This is a genomic window from uncultured Ellagibacter sp. (assembly GCF_934617235.1).
Lineage (GTDB): Bacteria > Actinomycetota > Coriobacteriia > Coriobacteriales > Eggerthellaceae > Ellagibacter.
The window spans coordinates 1-20,756 of record NZ_CAKTTZ010000040.1 but is presented as its reverse complement, the minus strand read 5'-3'; the positions used below and the strand labels follow the sequence as shown (position 1 = coordinate 20,756).

The window sequence follows — 20,756 nt, the reverse complement described above, 5'->3', positions numbered from 1 at the left end:
AAGTACATCACCCCGGCTGACGCCGAGGCCAATCTCGATAATTCCGAGTACGTCTTCATCGACCTTCGTAAGGCCGATGACTACAAGGCGGGTCACATCAAGGGCGCTATCGCAGCTGACATGGATGCCTGCAAGGGCGGCGACTTCCAGAATGGTGTTGACACCATGAAGGCCGCGCTCAAGGATGCGACCGGTTCCGAGAATGGTGCCGATAAGAAGCTCGTCCTCATCTGCTACTCCGGCAAGACCTACGCCCAGGCTGGCACCAACGTGCTTTCCGTCATCGATGCGAATATGGATAACGTGTTCACCCTCGAGGGTGGCATGAAGGCCTGGACCGGCGCAACCGAAGCCTAAGTACCTAGGTAGAAGCTGATGGCTTCCAAGCGTAGTGCTTGGATATCGCGAATCGCCATAGTGGTCGTCGTTCTGGCGGCCGCTGTGGCGTATTTCGCTCTTCCGAGCGTAAACACATTCGTGAACGAACTGTGCCGCCGTTTCTCGACCGGCGACTTCGCGGAGATGCGCGACTTCGTGGCGTCGTATGGGGCGTGGGCGGCTGCGGTGTCGTTTGCCCTCATGATCTTTCAGTCGGTCGCGGCTCCTCTGCCTGCCTTCATTCTTACTTTCGCGAACGCAAATCTGTTCGGGTGGTGGCAGGGTGCGATTCTGTCGTGGACGAGTGCCATGGCGGGTGCGGCGGTCTGCTTCTGGATTGCGCGGGCGCTTGGGCGCGAAGCGGTTGAGAGGCTGTGCTCGAAAACGGGCCTTGCGACCATTGAACGGTTTTTCGAAAGGCATGGTGACCAAAGCGTGCTTATCGCGCGGCTGCTGCCTTTCGTGTCGTTCGACTTCGTGAGCTATTTTGCGGGGTTGACCTCGATGTCCTTCAAGGGCTTCATGGTGGCGACGGGAATCGGGCAGCTTCCGGCGACTATCGTGTACTCGTACGTGGGCGGCATGCTCACGGGCGGTGCGAAAATGCTGGTCACGGCATTGTTTATCCTCTTTGCTCTTGCCGCGCTTGCCGTTTTAGCGCGCCAGCTCTATCGCGAACATGTATCGCACGGTAAAGAGGGTGGCGAAGATGCGTGTTGTGCGGCTTGCTGTGCGAGTGAGCTCGATGGCCAGTGCGCAGATGATGCCGCAAGCGCCGTGGAGGGCAAGTGCTGAGTTTCGCCTGTCATCAAGAGAAACCTTCAACCGAATCCTTCTCGCCTCGAACATGGGTCAAACCGGCTGTTTTCGCCTGTTTGACCCTTCTTGTCGTGGTCGCAAGTATTCTCGTTGGCGGAGAAGCAGGGCTTGCGGCGTTCGAACCGTGGGCGAACCTTGAGGTGCTGGTGCAAGAGAATCTCGCGCTATCCCTTACGGTGTACTTTCTTTGCACGGTGATGGGATGCACGGTGCTTGTGCTGCCAGGCTTGGTTTTCGCGTTGGCGGCGGGGGCGCTGTTCGGTCCCTATTTAGGGACAATCGCTTGCGTGGCGGCAGCGACGGTGGGTGCTGTGCTTTCGTTTCTTATCGGCCGATTCTTCCTGCGCGACGCGGTGCGCCCGCGGGCGCTGCGTAATGCCGCTATTCGCCGATGGCTTTTCGAGGAGACGGGCGTGAACGCCGTGGTCTTGCTCGCCATCACGCGGCTTGTGCCCCTGTTCCCGTACAATTTGCAGAACTTCGCTTACGGGGTAACCGATATGAAGGTTACGACGTATGCGGCGTTTTCGTTTTTGTTCATGATTCCCGGCACCGCGATGTACGTGCTTGCGGGCGCGGGAGTGTCGCAGGGCGCATCAGGCTTGTGGTGTCTGGCGCTCGCTGTGGGAATCGGCGTTGCGGTCATTGGTGCGGCGGTTGTGCTGAAAAGGCGTTTCGGGCTGGAAGACGAGGTGCCTATCGATGATGAGGATAGGGAGGTGAAGTCATGACGCTGGGTAGTCTTCCTGCAAAGTTGACCGTTTTCGAGAAGACGAACTACCGTTTTAAGAACTGGCGTCACGCAAAGTCGGGGACTGTCGTGTTCCCTGGGTGCGGCTTCCCCTCGTTTTTCCCGAAGACGCTTGCTGCTCTTGAGGATGCGCTTCGTCCGATTCCCGATGTCAGCATTGCGATTGATTGCTGCGGATTGCCGCTTGCCGGGTTGAAGAGCCCCGATGCCTTTACGGCGGAGTTGGCGCGCGTCGAAGGTCGCCTAGCTCGTATTGGGGCACAGAAGCTCGTTCCGCTTTGCCCGAACTGCGCATCCGCCTTCTCAGGTACGTTTGGTCGCTCGAATCCCCAGGTCAACGTTTATGCTTGCCTGCGTGATTTGTCCGAGCGCGGGCTTATCGAATGTGCGCAGCTTACGGTGCCCGGTGCGGTTTTCGTCCCCTGTCCTGATCGCGCGAAGCGGGAATGGCTTGGCGACCTGTCGTATTTCTTCGGTCCCTCGGTTTTCGTGTCGCACTGCTCGGTCTGCTGTGGTGCCGCCTTCGAACTGTCCCAGCCCGAGGCTTCCGTTGCGGCGGCGAAGCGCGTGCTGGAATCGGTTGCGCGCGAATGCGCTGACGTAGGGGCGGGGGACCCTGTCGTGTACGTATACTGCGCGTCGTGCGCGGGAAAACTCGAGCGTGTTCGCCGCATGTTCTCTGGCGAGCCTGCTGGAAGCGTGCGGGTGATCCATGTGTTATCAGCCCTGATGGGGGTCGAGGAAACGCCGGCAATTTCGACGACGGTGCTCAACCGTGCAAAGGCGGCGATCCGATGAGCGTGCAGGTAACAGCTGGAAGTCGGCGTAGCCCGATGAGCGCGCAGGTCGCAGCTGAAAGTGAGCGAAATCTCGCAAACGCGCAGGTAACAGTCGAGGTTAAGCGTAGTCCCGTGAGCGTTTCGGTAATCGTCCCCGTGTTCAACGAGGCCTCCACCATCGACTCGCTACAAGACCATCTGGATTGCATCGACTTCGTCGGGGAATGCTGTGAAGTGATATTCGTCGACGGCGGCAGCACCGACGGCACGCGCAATCGGGTGCGCTCTCCATATCGCCTCATCGACCAGGAAGGGCGCGGCCGTGGCGGCGCGCTCAATACCGGCGCGCGTGCCGCAAAGGGAGACGTGCTCTTCTTCCTCCACTGTGACAGCGTGCTTCCCGAGGGGGCATTTCGCGAAATCGAAGAGGTTTTGTCTCGCACGCGCGTTGGAAGTTTCGGTATCCGCTTCAACAAGCTGACTCCAGTGCTGTTGTTGTGCCAGGGCATGTCGAATCTTCGCGTGAAGTTTCGCCATATCTCCTTTGGCGATCAGGGGCTGTTTATCGAGAGGGACCTATTCTTCGAGGCGGGGATGTTTCCCGACATGCCGCTTATGGAGGATTTTCAGTTCGCGTTGAACCTCAAGCTCCTTGGCGAGCCGCTTGGTATGACGAGACACCGTATTCGCACGTCAGCGAGGCGTTTCCCGAAAGGAGAGCTCAACCGCTTGCGGACATGGGTGAGCATGGCGCGTCTCCGGTCGCGCTATTTGAAGGGTGCATCGCCTGAGGAGCTCGCTCGCGCTTACGGGAATGTTCGCTAGGAACTTGCTCGGGAGTTGCGCGGCGCAACTGTCTTGTGCCGATGTGTGCCTCATGGCTTGAGCGACGCCCGACAGGCTGTTTGCATATGCGGCGATTGAAAGGCTTTGCTTTGGGAAGGCGCTTCGCTTGCAAGGCGGCCTGTTCCAAGCGCTATTTCGTGCCGCAATTCGGGCACAGGTCGGCAAGGAAGCACTCCTCGCATTTCGGGCGTCGTGCGATGCAGGTTTCGCGCCCGAAGAGCACCCATTGATGGTTGATCGGCCCCCAATAGTCGCGCGGATACAGCTTGAGCAGGGCAGTTTCTGTTTTTGCGGGCGTATCGGCCGAAGGGCCGACGAGCTTTAGCTTGTGGGCAATCCGAAAGACGTGGGTGTCGACAGCGATGCCCTCAACGATGCCGAATGCCTCGTTGAGCACGACGTTCGCGGTCTTTCGCCCGACGCCTGGCAGTTTTTGCAGTTCGTTGATGTCGCGCGGAATGTCTCCGCCATAGTCGGCGACAACCATCTGGGCGCACTTCACGCAATTCGCGGCCTTCGTGTGGTAAAAGCCGATAGTGCGGATGATTTCCTCAACGTCGGTGACGTTGGCTGCCGCGAGATCGGCGGGGGTAGGGTAGCGTTCCCAAAGCGCGGGTGTCACCTTGTTCACGCCCTTGTCGGTCGTTTGCGCAGAAAGTAGCACGGCGATGACCAGCCGAAACGGATCGCCGTCGTAGTGCAGGGCGCATTCCGCCTTGGGGTAGTGCTCGTTCATCTTGCGGGCAATCTCGATGGCGCGCTCGCGTTTTGCGGCAATGGTCTCGCGGGGCATAGCAATTCCTTTCCTCTTCGCTGAAAGTATAGCGGCTCATTCGGGGTTCGAGGGAATGAGTGCACGCCTGAACCTGAATTCTGGCACAAAAACCGAGGTGTCCCGATATCCATTCGGCGCCACGGGTTGGTGTGATACACTTGCGAATGCAATACTCCCTGTTAGGTGCTGGGAGCAATAACAAAACCAAAGCCGCTTCTGCATAACCCCACATAAGGGCTGCGGAGCGGCTCTTTGTGCTGCTCGCGGCCACATAGGGGCAATTCGGGCAGATGGGAAGGACGCGCATGCTCATCGATTCGCTTACGTTCGTGCTTGAGAAATCGGGCGCGTTAGATGACTTTTGGGGCAAGCTCGATGCGGGGAAGGATGCCACGCTCGGCGTTGCCTCCTCTGCGCGGCCTTTCCTTGCAAGCGCGCAGTTCTCACGCTCACCTCGTCCGACGCTTGTTGTGGTTGCGGGCGAGGACGCGGCGATTGCCTTCGCTCGCAATATGGCTGCCTACCTGGGGGAAGACCGCGTGCTGCTGTTCCCTGAGCGCGCCGATACCCCCTTCTCCCCGAAGGTTCCCGATGCTTGCAAGGTCGCGCGCCGCATGGAAGCCGCCTTCTCGCTCGCTTCGGGACGTCCGCGCGTCGTCGTGGCCAGCGCCCGTGCGCTTATCAGGACCATGCCGCCGAAGGCGAGCTTTGTCGCGGCTCCGCTCGTGTTCGAAGCGGGGGTTGAGCTTGCCGACACGGCGCGGGAAGGCGGCTTGGCGCTACCGAACGCGATGCGCGAGCGCTGTTGCGTGGAGACATTCGAGGAGGTTGCCCGCGCGCTTGAGAGCCGCGGTTACGTGAACACAGGCGAGCTCGATGGGCCGGGCACCTTCGGCGTGCATGGGGGCACGATCGACGTTTTCCCTGGTAATCTCACCTATCCTGTGCGCATCGATTTCTTCGGCGACGAGGTGGATGAAATCCGGCGCATCGTTCCCTCGACGGGTCAGACGATTTCGCCGCTTTCGCGCGTGGAAATCTATCCGGTGCGCGAGTATTCCTGTTCTGCGGAGGCGATCGCCCGCGCGCGCAAGAAGATTGCGGCGCCCGCCAAATCGAACGCGGTTCTGCGCGATATGCTCGAGAAACTCGACGGCGGGCTTCGCTTCGAGGGTGCCGACGCACTGCTCTCTTATCTCTACGATGAGCCGGTGACGCTCGGCGCATGGGCGGGTCCCGACACGATGACGTGCCTCATCGAGCCGCGCTCGCTGTTCGACGACGCGACACACGCCTACGAGGAAATCGAGTCGCGTGCCAAGGGGACGAAGATTCCCGTGGGTGGCCTCTATGCCGCGCCGGCTGCGCTTAATTTCGGCGGGGGCGTTCGCGCGACGTATGTGTCCATCATGCGTGTCGGCGGCACGATCGATGTCGAGCTTCCCGTGAAGCGCGTCGAGGTGGCGGGGCATCCCGACAAGCTGTTCGGGCGACTGGTGAACCTCGTCGAGAGCGGCAACACGGTGGCCCTTTGCGCTCCTGAACCGCGTGCTCGCCACGATATCGAACTTGCGCTTGTCGACAACGGCATCGCCTTTCAGGAAGCTCTCGACGCCACGTGGGGCGGGGAAGGAAATGTTGCCGAAGAAGGCGCGCAAAGCGATTCGAGCGGTTCTGCAAAGCGGCGTCTTCGCAGGTCAGTCGTTAATGTCGTCGACATCGACGTCCCCTTGGGGATGATCTTCCCGAAGGCGAAGCTCGCGATTGTGGCGCTCTCCGATACGCAGGGCACTCAGACGACGGCCCGCGCGCGCAGGCGCACCGATATCACGGAGGTGACGTTCCCCTACAAGCCGGGCGACTACGTCGTCCACGCGGCTCACGGTGTCGCGTTCTTCGAGGACCTCGTGAGGCGTGAAATCGACGGCACGGCGCGCGATTATCTGCTTTTGAAATATGCGGAAGGCGACAAGCTGTTCGTGCCGGTCGAGCAGCTCGACCGTGTGACGCGCTATGTAGGGCCCGAAGGAGCGAGTCCGCGCCTCACCAGGTTGAACACTTCGGATTGGTCGCGTGCAACGGCGAAAGCACGCAAGGCGACCAAGAAGCTTGCGTTCGACTTGGTTGATGTGTACGCGCGCCGTGCGGCGACGCAGGGATTTAGCTTTAGCCCCGACACCGCAGCGCAGCGCGAGATGGAGGAGTCGTTCCCCTACGAGGAGACGCCCGATCAGCTTTCGGCCATTGCCGACGTGAAGGCGGACATGCAAAGCTCGCGCCCGATGGATCGTCTCATCTGCGGTGATGTCGGCTTCGGGAAAACGGAAGTCGCCTTGCGCGCGGCCTTCAAGGCGACGCAGGATGGCAAGCAGGTTATGGTGCTCTGCCCGACGACCATTCTCGCGCAGCAGCATTTCTCGAACTTCCACGATCGCTTCGAGCCATTTGGCGTGACGGTCGAGGTGCTTTCGCGTTTCCGTACGCCGGCTGAACAATCGCGGGCACTGGCGGGGTTCGCCGACGGCAGCGTGTCGGTGCTCGTCGGCACGCATCGACTTCTCTCGCGCGATGTGAACCCCTATGACCTGGGGCTTGTGATCATCGACGAGGAGCAGCGCTTCGGCGTGGGCCACAAGGAGCAGATGAAGAACCTGCGCGAGTCGATCGACGTCCTGACGCTGTCGGCGACGCCGATCCCGCGCACCATGCAGATGTCGCTTTCGGGTGTGCGCGATATGAGCTTGATCTTGACGCCGCCCGGCGAGCGCAGGCCTGTCGAGGTGCATGTGGGAGAATGGGATCCTGATGTCGTGAGCGGCGCGATCAGGCGAGAGCTTGCGCGTGGAGGCCAGGTGTATTACGTGAGCAACCGCGTTCATTCGATCGAGGACGCCGTGGCGCGTGTGCAGGCGGCGGCGGGCGAGGCGCGCATCGGAATCGCGCATGGCCAGATGTCGCGTGAAGAGCTCGAGCGTGTGATGGAAGACTTCAGCGCGGGCGAACTCGATGTGCTTGTGGCGACGACCATCATCGAGAGCGGCATCGACAACCCGCATACGAATACGCTAGTCATCGAGGACTCCCAGCGCCTCGGCTTGGCGCAGATGTACCAGCTGAAGGGGCGCGTTGGGCGATCGTCGGTGCAGGCATACGCCTACTTCATGTTCCCCGACAACGTGAACCTGACCGAGGAGGCTGAAGCGCGCCTGACTGCGCTCGACGAGCACACCGAGCTCGGTAGCGGCATGCGCATCGCCATGCGCGACTTGGAGATTCGCGGTGCGGGCAGCCTGCTTGGCGCCGAGCAGTCAGGCAACATGAGCGCTGTCGGCTTTGACTTGTTCGCGCAAATGCTCGAGCAGGCGGTGGCCGCGACGCGCGAGGGCGATGCGAGCAGCGCCGACGGGCTGCCGCCCGCGCTCTCCGACATCACGGTGAACCTACCGGGCCATACTTATTTGCCGGAAGAATACGTTCCCGACACCGACGAGCGCGTTTTGTGGTACCGCAAGATCGCATCGGCTGCCATGATGGAAGACGTCGAGGCCATCGAGCAGGACATGCTCGCCAAGCGCCCGGAAATGCCCGCTGCGTCAAGGAATCTCTTCGCGAAGGCGCGCGTGAAGGCGTTTGCGAACGAGCATCGCCTGAACACGGTTACGGTTGCGGGCGGCAAGCTTATCGTCGAGCCCGTTTCCGTACCGCGCGAGAAGATGGTTCCAATCCGCCGTGCAGGCGGCCGCTACCTTGCCGAAAAGCGCAAGCTTACGCTTCCCACCAGGTATTTCAAGGTAGAAGAAGGTGATGCGCTGTTTGGGGCGGTCCTTGATTTCCTAAAGGAGCTCTATGGTGAGCAAGGGGAATAGGGAGCGGTTCTTCTTGGGCGTGGCATGTGCTCTTGCAGGCGGCGCTCTCTGGGGTTTTTCGGGTGCCTGCTCGCAGTATTTGTTCGCGAACTATGATATCGAGGCGTCTTTCATCACCGCGGCCCGCATGCTTGGCTCGGGGGCGTTGTTCTTGATGCTGCTGCTCGCTACACGACGCGAGCGCCTTTTCGCGATGCTGCGCGATAGGGTGTCGCTGCGACAGCTTATCGTATTCGGCGTCTTCGGGCTTTTCGCTTGCCAGTTTTCCTATATCGCCTCGATCGGCTGCACCAATGCTGGGACTGCTACGGTACTGCAATCGCTTGGCACCGTATGGGTTATGCTTTCCGTATGCGCCCTCGCGAAGAAACCGCCTCGTGCGGGTGAGATTATAGGACTCGTGTTCGCCCTTGTGGCGACGTTCCTCATTGCCACGCAAGGCGACCCCTCAAGCTTGTCGCTTCCCGCTGCAGGACTTGCGTGGGGGATTGCGAACAGTCTTGCCGTCGCGATCTATATCATGTACCCGAAACGTCTCATGTTCGTATGGGGGACGCTTCCGACGACGGGCGTAGGCATGGTCATCGGGGGCATCGGTGCGGGACTCGTGTGGGCAGCACCTGCTGCCTGGGGCGATGCCGCTACTGTGCCTTCTCTCGATGCGATGGGATGGCTCGTACTTGCCGCCATCGCTGTGCTGGGAACCTTCGCAGCCTTCACTTTGTATCTGCATGGCGTAGCGCTTGTGGGGCCGGTTACGGGCAGCTTGCTTGGCGCTATGGAGCCAGTGAGCGCTACGGTGTTTGCGGCGCTTTGGCTGGGGACTTCGTTTACCGGCTACGATTGGGTTGGCTTTCTGCTCATGGTTTCGATGATCTTGCTCGTATCCGTAGCGGGCGGGAAGGAGAACTCGCAAGAGGCTGCGGCATCGCCCGAAATGCAAGGTCCCGGTGGCCCCGTTAGCACAGGTAGGATTCATGGCTTGCTGCAGCAAACGGGCGGCACGGAAAAGGGAAGGCTGGAGTGAAAGGCTTCGATTTGCACCGCGACGCACCCGCCCGGTTATCGCGCGCAGGTAGCGGTCATCTTCGCGATGCGCCGCCCTGTGTCGTCGGCGATATCGACGGTGTAAAACCCCAGACGACGGCCTGATTTGTCGACATCGCAGGTGGCTATGAGCTTCTCGCCTTTCGTTGCCGAGAAATACTCGATGGTGTTGCTCACCGATACGCTCGGGGGCTCGCCGATGTTGCAAGCGATGGCGAGCGCGAAGTCTGCAAGCGTGAAGATGGCACCGCCCATCACGTTGCCTGTTGCGTTGCGGTGGATTTCGGTGAGCTTCATCTCGCATATCGCATGTCCGCGCCTCGCTTCGACGATGGTGCATCCAGCGGCGCGCGTGGCGAACATGTCGTTCGCAAAATAGTTCGCAACCTCTTCAAGTGTGGGATTTTCCGAAAGCAAAGGTACCTTCTTCTCGATGTTATTGCTCGTCAGGCTGGGGAAGAAGCTCCCCGGCATAAACTTCGTGTAGGCTGGTGGCACCCGTCGGGCAGGAGTCGACGCACAGTCCGCAACCGATGCACAGCCGCGTTTCGAATACGAGGTGACCGTCCTTGGGGTTCGGTCTGCGAGCGCCCGTGGGACATGTTTTCGTGCAGGCGAGATTGTTATCGCAGCACGAGGCGTCAGTAGTTGAAGCCGCGACTCGCTTGCGCACGGCGACGGCATCCGATGCGTCCGCCGCTTCGAGCAGCATGCGACGTCGCGGCGAGAGGGTGCACCTCACCATGCCGCCCTCGGCGTAGGGATTCGCCTCCGGTGACCCGGCGGCTCCGCCGATGCGCTCGTCGGCGAGCCTGTGCTCGCGCTCCTCATGAAAGGCGCGCAGCGACTCGTTGCGTTTCATACGGTAAGCGCCCGAAGCGATTTCTTCCGCCTGCTCCTTCAAATCGAGCATTGCCTCGCGGCGGTCTTTCCCCTCTGTGGCGCCAAGCGTTTGCATGAGCGTTGGTGCGACCTGCATTTCGGGAACATCATCGGTGAACGCGACCGATTGCTCGGTAGCGTCTTCAGCCTGCTCGATTGCGGAAGAGAAGCGGTCGAGACCTTGACCGCAGGTTCGCTTGCACGTCTCGCATTCTTCGAACGCGACGGCAACGGCAAGGTCCATGCCGAGCGCGAGCGCGCAAATCCACAGCTCGGGCGGCAGCATTGAAAGGCACGGGAGCACGATCACGTTGTCCGCTGGAGTGAAGTTGGGCGGAAGGAGATACGAGCACGTCAAGACGATGTCCTCGCCGGTGAGGGAGATCTTGCGCATGTGCGAGAAGATCGCCTCGACGCTTGCGCCAGGGATTGCAAAGCCGTCGCAGACGCCGACGCATATCCCGCATTTGGTACAGGCGTGGGCGTCGACGGCAGCGGCCGCGTTTGCAAAGGCGATGGCTCCCTTAGGGCATGCCTTGATGCACTCCATGCAGGTCGAACCCTGGGGACGCGTGCAGAAATCGCGCAAGAAAAGCACCTTGCGCGGAGCGCCCAGGGCGACGAGCAAGGTGGAAGGGGCGCCAGCGCGAGGCGCCCCTATGGTGGAACCGCTACTCGTTGCCACCGAAAACCTCGGCGGTGACCTGGTCGATGCGCGCAAGGACATCCTCACGCGGCAGAAGCTCGATCGACTCGAAGAGCGGCGGGGATACCATGTTGCCGCAGACGGCGACGCGAAGCGGCTGCAACACGAACTTGAGCTTCATGTTGAGCGCATCTTCCTCGGCAAGCTCGCGACACGCAGCCTCGAGCCCGGCAGCTTCCCATGTGCGGCTCTCGTCGGCTAAGATGGCGCGGCATGCTGCAAGCGCCTCGTCGGCACGGGCACCTTCCTTCAGAAGCACCTTCGTCACGCTCTTCTCATCGAGCACTTCGACGCGTGCGCCCCAGAACATGTAGGCGAGCTTGTCGGCAGCGTCGACAAGGCGCGTTTCGCGCTCGGCCACAAGCGGGTAGAGCTTCTCGTAGAATTCCGGTCGATTCGCGATGTCTGCTGCAGTCTCGCGGATTTCCTCCTCGGAGATTTCTGCGTCGGCGGCAACGCCCGCACGGGCGCGAGCCAGCCAGGGCACGCTCGCGTCGATCCAGTCCTCGGGGCTCATTCCCTTGATGTACTGCCCGTTCATCCACTCGAGCTTCGTCTCGTCGAAGACGGCGTCTTTCTTGGTGATGCGGTCGAGCGAGAATTCGCTGCACAGCACGTCGCGGCTGATGAGCGTCGTTTCTCCGTCGAGCGACCAACCGAGAAGGGCCAGGAAGTTCACCATCGCGTCAGGCAAGAAGCCGCGGTCGCGGAACTCCTCGACGCTTGCTGCGCCATGGCGCTTGGAGAGCTTCTTCCCGTCGGGGCCTAAAATCATCGACAGGTGCGCAAAGGTAGGCACCTCATAGCCCAATGCCTCGTAGATGAGAATCTGGCGTGGGGTGTTCGACAGATGGTCGTCGCCGCGGATAACATGCGTGATTCCCATATTCGCGTCGTCGCACACGACCGCGAAGTTGTACGTGGGCGTGCCGTCGGTGCGCACGACGATCATGTCGTCCATCACCTCGGCGGGGAAGGAAACGTGCCCGTATACGGCGTCGTCGAACTCAATGGGGCCGTGGTCCTCAGGAACCTTCAAACGCCAAACGTGCGGCTCGCCAGCCTCGATGCGGCGTGCCGCCTCGGTGGGGTCGATGTTGCGGCATGTGCGGTCATAGCCTGCGTAGCCGCCCTCTTCCGCTTCCGCCTTTGCGCGCTTTTTGTCGAGCAGCTCCTTCGTGCAGAAGCAGGGGTACACCGCTCCGCGATCCTTCAGGCGTTCGAGCGCGGTCTTGTACGTGTCGAAGCGCTGGGTCTGGAAGTAGGGGCCAGCGTCGCCGCCAACTTCGGGGCCCTCGTCCCAGTCGAGGTTGAGCCACTTCATGGCGTTCAGGATGACCTGGACGTTTTCCTCGGTCGAGCGCTCGGGGTCGGTGTCTTCGATGCGCAGGATGAAGGTGCCGCCCATCGCGCGGGCGAACGCCCAGTTATAGATTGCGGTGCGCGCGCCGCCAACGTGCAAACGCCCGGTGGGCGAGGGTGCGAAGCGTACGCGTACGGGTTTGTCAGCCACGGATTCCTCTTTCGTCTTGTGGAAGTCGTTTCAACCCATATATGATACTCGCTTTCGCGCGCGTATGCAGGGATTGCATGGGAATGCGACAATCGAGGTGAACGGGGGTGCCGATTGCGTGTTCGCGCGAGCTCGGGGTGCGACGAAGCGTGGAGGACGAAGGGCACCCGTGGCAGGGCGCGTGGAAGGCGCGGCATCTGTGGGAGGGCGAGACACCCTAGCGGCAGGGCGCACCCGCCGCAGGGTATAAGTTAGGCGCGACGGAGGGCGAAGCCGACAACGGCGGAGATGACGCTCACGGCGATGGTCGTGGCGAGCCAGATGGCGCCCATGCCCATCCAGAAGGGCTCGGGATACATGGTGATGAGCAGTGATTCGGCGCTGAACACCCAGCTTCCCTGTGCGAAGAGCAAGCTGTGGAACACGGCGAACAGGCCCTCGAAGTTGATTGCGGCCCAAATACCCAAGATGGCGAAGAGCGCGACTGTACCCAAACCGGCACAGATTAGAACCGTCCCGAACGTTCTCCTTCCGCTTGCGCAGCCGACGCCCACGGCGGTGAGCACGGCTACGACGAACACGCCTAAGACGACGGGCTCGGCGGTTTTCAGGACGCTGAAGACGTCATCGAGATGTTCGATCGCCTCCGGGTCGAGCACGTACATATCGGACGCTTGGGCAAGCAGCTCGTCGACGTGCTCTTCGCTCGGCTGCAACGTGCGCAAGCGGGTAAGGTCGCCTGTTGTGGGGGAGGAGCCTCCAAGCGAGCTTGCGATCCCGTAGAATAATGAGGTCTCAACCGTGGTTGCGCTATCGCCGACACCTACCTTATCTTCGGCAGCGAGCTCGTCCCAGCGTGCGGCGTCAAGGGCGCCTCGATGCGCACGTCCGTCGGCTTGCACCTGCGCATTAATGTCGTATATTTCCTGGTTGAGGGCGAATCGGTCATTCTTGTCGAACGTGTAGCGCTTTCCCGCGAGCGCCATGTCGCAAAGCTCCTCATGGGAAAATGGCGTGTTCGGGTTCGTCGTTCCCGCGTAGGCATCGGCAAGCGATGTCGTTGCGTTGTCGGGCACGGCGACAGTGGCAAACCCGACAGCGACGAACGTGATCGCGAGGCAAACGGCGCACACGACCGACACGATGCGGTTTCCCAAACCCATGAGCTGGCCTCTCTATTCGTCGACCCAGATGGTCGCGGCGGTAATGCCGCGCATGGGCTTCGAGATGGTGGGCAGCGGCCCCAGGCGGCTGAACACGCCCTGGAATCGTCCGTTGTAGCAGTAGAGGCCTTCCAGGTTGTTGTACATGGCACCCTTGCGGTCGACCTCTTCGTCGGAGAGGTTCTCGATGTCGTGGTCTGGTTCCAAGATGTGAGTCTTGTACGGCGTGATGTAGCGCTGCACAAGGAACGGTGCGCCCGCGGCCCCGTTCGCGAATCGGTCGATGATTTCGTTCCACTTCTCCTGCGTCTGGAAGCACCCGGCGTACACGTCGGCGGCACCGTAGGCGTCGGTCGGCTTCACGATCCAGGCGTCCTTGTTCGCGCGCACCTCGTCGAGGTCGATCTCGCGGGAGTCGAGGTAGCGCGTCTTGGGGACGGTGCGTGCGACGAAGGCGTTTTCCTCATCGGTGAGGAAGGCCTGCGTTTTCGGGTGGAAAAGCGCCTCGCAGATCTGCTTGTCGTGCACGATGTGCCCAGCGAAGCTGCCGATGAGCGCCACCTTCTGCGCGCGCACGGCCTCGATGAGCGCCTGCGAGTCATCCCAGAACTCGAGAACGTCGTTGGTGACGCAGCGGCGCCAAATGGCGTGTATGGGCTGGCCTTGCGCATCGCGCAGCACCTCGCCGTCGAAGGTGAGGTCGCGCGCATCGCAGACGCAGCAGGGGTAGCCATGCTCTTCGAACTTCTTCGCGAACAGGTAGAACTCATCCACCACGCCGTTTTGCAGGTAATCGCAGATGGCGAAGCGGGGGTTCTCGACGCGGCCCTTGTAGGTGTTATAGATGCCGATGAAATCCTCGACCCACGAATCGAACAGCTCGCAGGGTTCGACCTTGTGACGGCGTGCGAATTCCTGGAACGTCTTCGCCTGCGTAAGCGAGTTGGTGATCTCGCGGTTCTCGTTCATGCCCGACGAGCCGTCGCCGTTGAACTCGCAGAAGGCGACTTCCCCGGTTTCCTCGTTGAGGAAGATGTCGAAGCGCGCGAAGGGCAAGACGGCGTCGTAGCCGCGCGGCACCAAGATGAGCTCGGCCAGGCGCGGGTCGTAGTCGAAGATAGTGCGGTAGTCGGGGTCGTCGAGGTAGTGCTCGATGACCTTGCAAAGGACGCGATGCGTCGTCTCGACCGTGGTGCGCATGATCTCGCGCGTGCTACGATCGTAGAGACGCGGCACGAACGAGGTGGAAATCACCTGATGGTGCACGATGGCGGTGGAGTTCTTCATGTAATCGTAGGCGGCGCGGCGGCTTTTGATGTCGCCGTCCAAGCTTTCCATGATGTCGAAGTATTCCTGCGTGTAAGCGCTGTTGTTCAGCATGCCCACTCCTTCCGAGGGGGGTTAATCTGTCGGGATGAGTGTACCATTGCGCGCGCCCGCCAAGGCGATGGCTTGCCGATGGAATGCTGATGGGGCCGCGGCCGTCGCTTTTCGGAGAGCGATGCGGTCTGTGGCATTCCCCTGTGAGGGTTTGCCATGGCATACTGCCAGAAATTGGGTGGTATTCATCATTGGAAGGGCGCCTTTGTGGTCTCTTGCAGAGAACGGCGCTTTTATTTAGCGTAAAAGACCAGGTCAACCTCACCCGACTTCTTTCTATTGCGGCTCGTATTCGATTTCTCATTGTAATGTTGATGAATAGTGGCCAATTATTGGCAGTTCTACCCCTCAAAAATGCCCGATTGACGATTCGCTTTTTCGAATGTTGCGAGCGCGACGCATTGGGAAGGGCGGCGGGGAGAAACTCCTCGAATCAAGTATGGTTGGGAATTGTTTCTTTTTAGTTCTCAATTAGAATAGTGGACAGTGTGGTAGAGTACCGCATGCATAAACGAGGGTGCCTGGTTTGGGCCCGCGAATATCCGTTTATCAAGAGTCGGGGGAGAGAGTTGGCTCTGCGATCCCGACACCAACCTGGCGAAGTGCCAAGGTGGTCCGGCCGACAACGATGAAGGAGGAGCTTCATGGCCGAAGAGCAGCATTCTACGTATCTATTCACGTCCGAGTCCGTGACGGAAGGTCACCCGGACAAGATTTGCGATCAGATTTCCGACGCGATCTTAGACGCGATTCTCGAGAAGGAAACCGAGCTTCAAAAGCAGGGATATATCTCGCCGTCGGGGCAGCCCGCCGACGTGTCGAAGGTGCGTTGCGCCTGCGAGACCATGACCACGACGGGCATGGTTGTCGTTGCGGGCGAGATCCGCACGCAGGCTTATGTCGACGTGCCGACCATCGTGCGCAACGTCATCTGCGAGATCGGCTACGACCGCGCGAAGTACGGCTTCGACGGTACGACCTGCGGCGTTTTGAATGCCATCCATGAGCAGTCCCCCGACATCGCGCAGGGCGTCGACGAGTCGTTCGAGGCGCAGCACGGCGAGGCGGAAGACGCCTACGAGACGGTGGGCGCGGGCGATCAGGGCATGATGTTCGGGTATGCCTGCAAGGAGACGAAAACCCTCATGCCGATGCCGATCTACCTGGCGCAGCGCATGAGCGAACGGCTGGCCAAGGTTCGCAAGGACGGCACGCTGCCCTACCTGCGCCCCGACGGCAAGACGCAGGTTTCGGTGCGCTATATTGACGGCGCTCCCGTGAACGTGGAGAAGGTGGTCGTGTCCACGCAGCATGCCGAGGATGTCGGCAACGCCACGTTGCGCCGCGACATCACCGAACAGGTCATCAAACCCGTGCTTGCCGATGAGGGCGTAGCGCTTGCCGATGACGCCGAGTTCCACATCAATCCGACCGGGCGTTTCGTCATCGGCGGGCCGATGGGCGACTGCGGGCTTACGGGCCGCAAGATCATCGTGGACACCTACGGTGGCATGGGCCGTCATGGCGGCGGTGCGTTCTCTGGCAAGGATTGCACGAAGGTAGACCGATCCGCCGCTTACGCCGCACGCTGGGTTGCGAAGAACGTGGTGGCTGCTGATTTGGCCGATCGTTGTGAGATCCAGGTTGCTTATGCCATCGGCGTCGCGAAGCCAGTTTCCATTATGGTTGAGACCTTCGGCACGGCGCACGTTCCCGAGGCCGATATCGAGCGTGCGGTAAACGAGGTGTTCGACCTGCGTCCGGGCGCCATCATCGATGACCTCGATCTGCGCCGTCCGATTTATCGCAAGACCGCGGCGTACGGTCACTTTGGCCGTGAGCTTCCCGAGTTCACGTGGGAAAAAACCGACCGCGCGGATGCGCTTCGCGCCGCGTGTGGCATTGCCTAGTTCGTGCTGATTTAGCAAGGAGCTTAACTGCCTTCATCTCGCCGCCTTCCCGCCTTTGCAGGTTCGGGAGGGCGGCGTTTTTGCTGAAGGCGGCGATTCGGCGTGCGCGCTCGCGAGCCCTTTCGCTATACTGGGTTGCATGAAACTTGCCTCCGTCATTCTCGATATCCCCACGCAAGCGCTTGATGCGCCCTATACCTACGCCCTGCCTGCCGCCGAGGGGGAGGAATCGTTGTGCGCTTCAACCTGCTCGCTTCCGCAGATTGATAGCCTGTTTGGGGATGATGCCCTTGCGGGTGTTGCCGAGGATGCCGAAGTTTGCGATAGCGCGGTTGTTGCTGGCGATGGCGTGCTCGCAGCGAGTGGCGGCGCAGGCGGCACGAGCGTAGGGGATAGCGTTGTCGCAGGCGGCGGCGACGCTTCTCCCCACGCCCGCGAATATCCCGTCGAAGTGGGTTGTGCGGTGCTTGTGCCCTTCGGCAGGCGCCAGGCGGTGGGGTTTGTTATCGATGTCTTCGAGGCGGGGCTCCCAGGAGACGAAACGTGGCCTTCCGGCCTTGATCCGCGCAAGCTGAAATCGATCGTTCGGGGCCTATCGAAACCTTACTTCGATGAAGAGGGCGCGGCGTGCGGGCAATGGCTCGCGAACCGCTATATCGCGCCGCTTTCCGCCTGCGTTCGTTTGTTTACACCCCCCGGAGGCGTCCCTCGTATGGTGCACGGCCGCGACGGCCGCTGGCGCCTTGAGCAGCAGAAAATCGGGGAAGTGGACGATCGGTGGGTTATTGCGGGACCTGAACTTTCCGAGTTCGAACCGCGTAAGAACGCCGTTCGCCAGGAGGCTATCGTGGCGGCCGTTCGTACGGGCGAGCTGCGCGTGTCCGAGCTTGCGGCGCAGATGGGAGCGGTTTCGTCCACCTTGCGCGTCCTTGAAGCGAAAGGCGTCGTGCGCATCGTGCGCCGCCGTCGCATGCGCGGTGTTCCCGACAGCGCGGCAAGTGGCCTGCCTACCGGAACATCCGACGGCGCGCATTCCATCTCGCCCGATAGCTTCACCCCCTCACCAAAGCCTGCGCTCACGTCGGGGCAGGAAGGCGCCCTTGCAGTTATTGACCAGGCGCTCGAGCGGGCGCAAGGTGAAGTGGTCGTCGTCGATGGTGTCACTGGTTCGGGCAAGACCGAGCTCTATTTGCGTGCTATCGAGAAAACGCTTTCCGAGGGGCGAACGGCGTGCGTTCTCGTGCCCGAGATCTCGCTCACGCCCCAAACGGTCGGGCGCTTTCGCGGCCGCTTTGGCGACATGGTCGCCGTCATGCACTCGCGCATGAGCCAAGGGGAGCGCTACGATCAGTGGGATTTCATCCGAAGCGGTGCTGCCCGCGTTGTGGTAGGAGCGAGAAGCGCCCTGTTCACGCCTTTGAAAAACGTTGGGCTCATCGTGATAGACGAGGAACATGAAGGTTCCTACAAACAAGATTCCGCGCCGCGCTACGATGCGCGCGATGTGGCGCGCTGGATGGTCGAGCGATCGGGTGGCGTGCTCGTCTTGGGATCTGCCACGCCTTCGATTGAAGCGCTCTACGCCTGTGAACAGGGGAGGCGCTGGACAAAGGTCGACCTTCCCGATCGCGCGAACGGCAAGCCCTTGCCCGCGGTCGAGGTTATCGATATGGCGGCGGAATTCCGCGGCGGCTCGCGCGCGATGTTCTCGCGCAAGCTCGTCGAGGGGCTTCGCAGCGAACTTTCGCTTGGTCGCAAGGCGGTGCTGCTCTTGAACCAGCGCGGTTTCGCGAAATTCCTTCTGTGCCGCGACTGCGGGTTCGTGCCCACCTGCCCTTCGTGCGACACCTCGCTCACCTATCACGAACGAGGCCGCATGCTCGTATGCCACCACTGCGGCCACACGGTAATGGCGCCTGCCGTGTGTCCCGAATGCGGGAGTCCTTACCTGAAGAAGTTCGGTGCGGGAACTCAGCGCGTCGAGGCCGAGCTGCGCGCGCTGCTCGACGGGATGCCGGGTGTGGGGCCCGATGTCCCCATCATACGCATGGACGCCGACACCACTAGCGGCAAGGGGGCTCACGAGCGTCTGCTCGAGCAGTTCGCCGCTGCCGACGCTGCCGTGCTTTTGGGCACGCAGATGATCGCAAAGGGGCTCGACTTCGAGGATGTGACGCTCGTCGGCGTCATCAATGCCGACACGCAGCTCCATCTTCCCGATTATCGGGCGGCGGAGCGCACGTTTTCCCTGATCGAACAGGTGGCGGGGCGTGCGGGGCGTGCGGATTTGCCAGGCCGCGTTCTCGTGCAAACCTACGAGGCCGATAATGTGGCCATTCGCGCGGCTGCCGCCTACGATCGTGAGCGATTCCTGCGCGCCGAGCTTCCGAAACGTCGGATTCTCCTTTACCCGCCGTTTGTGCGCATGGCGAACGTGCTCGTTTGGGGAAAGGACGAACCCGCTGTTCGCACGACGGCAGAAAGCTTGTTCGACCAGCTCACAGCATGTGTGCGCGATTACGGTGGGGATGGGTGGTCCGTTCTTCCGGCAAGCCCGTGCGTTCTTGCGAAGCTTCGCGGCGTCTATCGCTGGCATGTCGTCGTGAAGTGTCCGCCCGAGGACGATATCGCGCGCGTGGTCGGTCCGCTGTTCCGTGCCCGCACGGCGGAGGCGGCCGTCAATGTTGCCGTCGACGTCGATCCCAACGATTTATTGTGATATCTTGCCGTGATTGCCCGATTTATGATATATTTTATCGCTGTGTATTTGCGCCCGGTTGCGGTTTAGCCCCGGGCGTTCTTATCCAGAAAGGACTATCACGTGGCAAAGGATTCCCAGAACTTATCGAAGAAGACTGCCGAAGAACCGAAAGACCTTTCCAATCCCGATGAGATTCTCGAGGAGGACGAGCTCGATGAGGATCTCGAAGAAGGCGAACCTCTCGTAAACGAGGTTTCCGATGCGTCTGAGACCACGCTCGATGAAGACAAGATCGAAGCTGGCATCGACGAAGAGGAAGACCTGCTCGAGGGCATCCCCGAAGAAGAACTCAAAGCGACGACTGATGTGCAGCTGCCGAAGGTGACGACGGCGCGCGGGAAGCGTCGTGCTGCGCGCAAGCGTGCCAACGATGGTGGGGTCACCATGCTCACGGGCGACCCGGTGCGCATGTACCTGAAAGAGATCGGCAAGGTTCCGCTGCTTACCGCGGCGGAGGAAATCGACCTTGCGATGAAAATCGAAGCTGGCGTTGCCGCAGGCGAACAGCTCGAAAAGGCCGATGCTGGCGAAATCGAGCTCGAGCGACGCGAGCTTCGTCGCCTCACGCGTATCGAAGAGGTTGGTTTCGACGCGAAGCAGCAGCTCATCGAGGCGAACCTGCGTCTTGTCGTCTCCATCGCGAAGCGCTACGTGGGCCGCGGCATGCTCTTCCTCGACCTTATCCAGGAAGGCAACCTGGGCCTCATCCGCGCGGTCGAGAAGTTCGACTACCGCAAGGGCTTCAAGTTCTCCACGTACGCGACCTGGTGGATCCGCCAGGCCATCACGCGCGCCATCGCCGACCAGGCGCGTACGATCCGCATTCCCGTGCACATGGTCGAGACGATCAACAAGCTCGTGCGCATCCAGCGTCAGCTTCTCCAGGAGCTTGGTCGCGAACCAACTCCGAAGGAAATCGGCGACGTGATGGGGTTGCCTGAGGAGCGAGTGCGCGAGATCCAGAAGATCTCGCAGGAGCCGGTGAGCCTCGAGACGCCGATTGGCGAGGAAGAGGATTCCCAGCTCGGCGACTTCATCGAGGACGACGCCGCCGTGGTGCCGCCTGATGCAGCGAGCTTCAGCATGCTCCAAGAGCAGCTGGGCAAGGTGCTCGACGGGCTTGCCGAGCGCGAGCGCAAGGTCATCAGCCTGCGTTTCGGCCTGGAGGACGGCCATCCTC

General features: G+C 61.1%; 16 protein-coding genes and 1 riboswitch. Of the genes, 10 read left to right on the top strand and 6 right to left on the bottom strand.

All coding sequences use genetic code 11. The features are described 5' to 3' along the window. The 5 genes from Q0G85_RS08180 to Q0G85_RS08160 form a co-directional block, all read left to right on the top strand. The coding region (locus tag Q0G85_RS08180; protein WP_297156522.1) for a rhodanese-like domain-containing protein at positions 1 to 357 on the top strand (357 nt) is incomplete at its 5' end. 60 nt (positions 358 to 417) lie between these two features. After that, positions 418 to 1,173 (top strand): TVP38/TMEM64 family protein, encoded by a 756-nt coding sequence (locus tag Q0G85_RS08175; protein WP_297156519.1) that lies wholly within the window; start codon positions 418 to 420, stop codon positions 1,171 to 1,173. Positions 1,174 to 1,253: 80 nt separating this feature from the next. Next, complete coding sequence (locus Q0G85_RS08170; RefSeq protein ID WP_297156517.1) at positions 1,254 to 1,928, top strand: TVP38/TMEM64 family protein; 675 nt, start codon at positions 1,254 to 1,256, stop codon at positions 1,926 to 1,928. After that, positions 1,925 to 2,746 carry a hypothetical protein gene (locus Q0G85_RS08165; protein ID WP_297156515.1) on the top strand — a complete coding sequence of 274 codons (822 nt, stop codon included), beginning with the start codon at positions 1,925 to 1,927 and terminating at the stop codon, positions 2,744 to 2,746. Before Q0G85_RS08170 ends, Q0G85_RS08165 begins: the two co-directional genes overlap by 4 nt. 113 nt (positions 2,747 to 2,859) lie before the next feature. Next, entirely contained in the window at positions 2,860 to 3,552 is a 693-nt protein-coding gene (locus tag Q0G85_RS08160) for a TIGR04283 family arsenosugar biosynthesis glycosyltransferase (RefSeq protein ID WP_297156513.1), read from the top strand. Positions 3,553 to 3,703: 151 nt separating this feature from the next. Here the strand turns inward: Q0G85_RS08160 and nth are convergent, their stop codons facing one another. Further along, complete coding sequence (nth, locus tag Q0G85_RS08155) at positions 3,704 to 4,366, bottom strand: endonuclease III (RefSeq protein ID WP_297156511.1); 663 nt, start codon at positions 4,364 to 4,366, stop codon at positions 3,704 to 3,706. Positions 4,367 to 4,653: 287 nt separating this feature from the next. On the opposite strand from nth, the gene mfd reads away from it, so the two are divergent. After that, positions 4,654 to 8,214 carry a transcription-repair coupling factor gene (gene mfd / locus Q0G85_RS08150; RefSeq protein WP_297156509.1) on the top strand — a complete coding sequence of 1,187 codons (3,561 nt, stop codon included), beginning with the start codon at positions 4,654 to 4,656 and terminating at the stop codon, positions 8,212 to 8,214. After that, positions 8,195 to 9,241 carry a DMT family transporter gene (locus tag Q0G85_RS08145; RefSeq protein WP_297156507.1) on the top strand — a complete coding sequence of 349 codons (1,047 nt, stop codon included), beginning with the start codon at positions 8,195 to 8,197 and terminating at the stop codon, positions 9,239 to 9,241. The genes mfd and Q0G85_RS08145 overlap by 20 nt, the downstream gene beginning before the upstream one ends. A 35-nt stretch (positions 9,242 to 9,276) precedes the next feature. On the opposite strand, the gene Q0G85_RS08140 is transcribed toward Q0G85_RS08145, so the two are convergent. From Q0G85_RS08140 to Q0G85_RS08120, 5 genes are all read right to left on the bottom strand, one after another. Next, entirely contained in the window at positions 9,277 to 9,678 is a 402-nt protein-coding gene (locus Q0G85_RS08140; RefSeq protein WP_297156506.1) for a PaaI family thioesterase, read from the bottom strand. A 19-nt stretch (positions 9,679 to 9,697) separates the two neighbouring features. Continuing rightward, positions 9,698 to 10,828, bottom strand: coding sequence for a 4Fe-4S dicluster domain-containing protein (locus Q0G85_RS08135; protein WP_297156504.1), 1,131 nt, complete (start codon positions 10,826 to 10,828; stop codon positions 9,698 to 9,700). Continuing rightward, positions 10,815 to 12,362 (bottom strand): glutamate--tRNA ligase, encoded by a 1,548-nt coding sequence (gene gltX / locus Q0G85_RS08130; protein ID WP_297156502.1) that lies wholly within the window; start codon positions 12,360 to 12,362, stop codon positions 10,815 to 10,817. Before gltX ends, Q0G85_RS08135 begins: the two co-directional genes overlap by 14 nt. Positions 12,363 to 12,613: 251 nt before the next feature. Further along, complete coding sequence (locus tag Q0G85_RS08125) at positions 12,614 to 13,525, bottom strand: DUF1461 domain-containing protein (protein ID WP_297156500.1); 912 nt, start codon at positions 13,523 to 13,525, stop codon at positions 12,614 to 12,616. A 12-nt stretch (positions 13,526 to 13,537) separates the two neighbouring features. Beyond that, on the bottom strand, positions 13,538 to 14,905 hold the full coding sequence (locus Q0G85_RS08120) for a circularly permuted type 2 ATP-grasp protein (RefSeq protein WP_297156498.1): 1,368 nt from the start codon (positions 14,903 to 14,905) through the stop codon (positions 13,538 to 13,540). 543 nt (positions 14,906 to 15,448) lie between these two features. Beyond that, a riboswitch (SAM riboswitch) is annotated at positions 15,449 to 15,540 on the top strand. 9 nt (positions 15,541 to 15,549) lie between these two features. Between Q0G85_RS08120 and metK the strand changes: the two genes are divergently transcribed. The 3 genes from metK to Q0G85_RS08105 form a co-directional block, all read left to right on the top strand. After that, positions 15,550 to 16,815, top strand: coding sequence for a methionine adenosyltransferase (gene metK / locus Q0G85_RS08115; protein WP_297156496.1), 1,266 nt, complete (start codon positions 15,550 to 15,552; stop codon positions 16,813 to 16,815). A gap of 139 nt (positions 16,816 to 16,954) precedes the next feature. Then, a complete protein-coding gene (priA, locus tag Q0G85_RS08110; protein ID WP_297156494.1) occupies positions 16,955 to 19,534 on the top strand; it encodes a primosomal protein N' in 2,580 nt (859 codons plus the stop codon). Positions 19,535 to 19,708: 174 nt separating this feature from the next. Beyond that, on the top strand, positions 19,709 to 20,756 hold a 1,048-nt coding region (locus tag Q0G85_RS08105), incomplete at its 3' end, for an RNA polymerase sigma factor (RefSeq protein ID WP_297156524.1).

Excerpts from the sequence above, each read along its gene's own strand:
- Q0G85_RS08165 (WP_297156515.1), top strand. The coding sequence starts at position 1,925 with ATGACGCTGGGTAGTCTTCCTGCAAAGTTGACCGTTTTCGAGAAGACG.
- nth (WP_297156511.1), bottom strand. The coding sequence starts at position 4,366 with ATGCCCCGCGAGACCATTGCCGCAAAACGCGAGCGCGCCATCGAGATT.
- mfd (WP_297156509.1), top strand. The coding sequence starts at position 4,654 with ATGCTCATCGATTCGCTTACGTTCGTGCTTGAGAAATCGGGCGCGTTA.
- Q0G85_RS08145 (WP_297156507.1), top strand. The coding sequence starts at position 8,195 with ATGGTGAGCAAGGGGAATAGGGAGCGGTTCTTCTTGGGCGTGGCATGT.
- Q0G85_RS08125 (WP_297156500.1), bottom strand. The coding sequence starts at position 13,525 with ATGGGTTTGGGAAACCGCATCGTGTCGGTCGTGTGCGCCGTTTGCCTC.
- Q0G85_RS08120 (WP_297156498.1), bottom strand. The coding sequence starts at position 14,905 with ATGCTGAACAACAGCGCTTACACGCAGGAATACTTCGACATCATGGAA.
- metK (WP_297156496.1), top strand. The coding sequence starts at position 15,550 with ATGGCCGAAGAGCAGCATTCTACGTATCTATTCACGTCCGAGTCCGTG.
- priA (WP_297156494.1), top strand. The coding sequence starts at position 16,955 with ATGAAACTTGCCTCCGTCATTCTCGATATCCCCACGCAAGCGCTTGAT.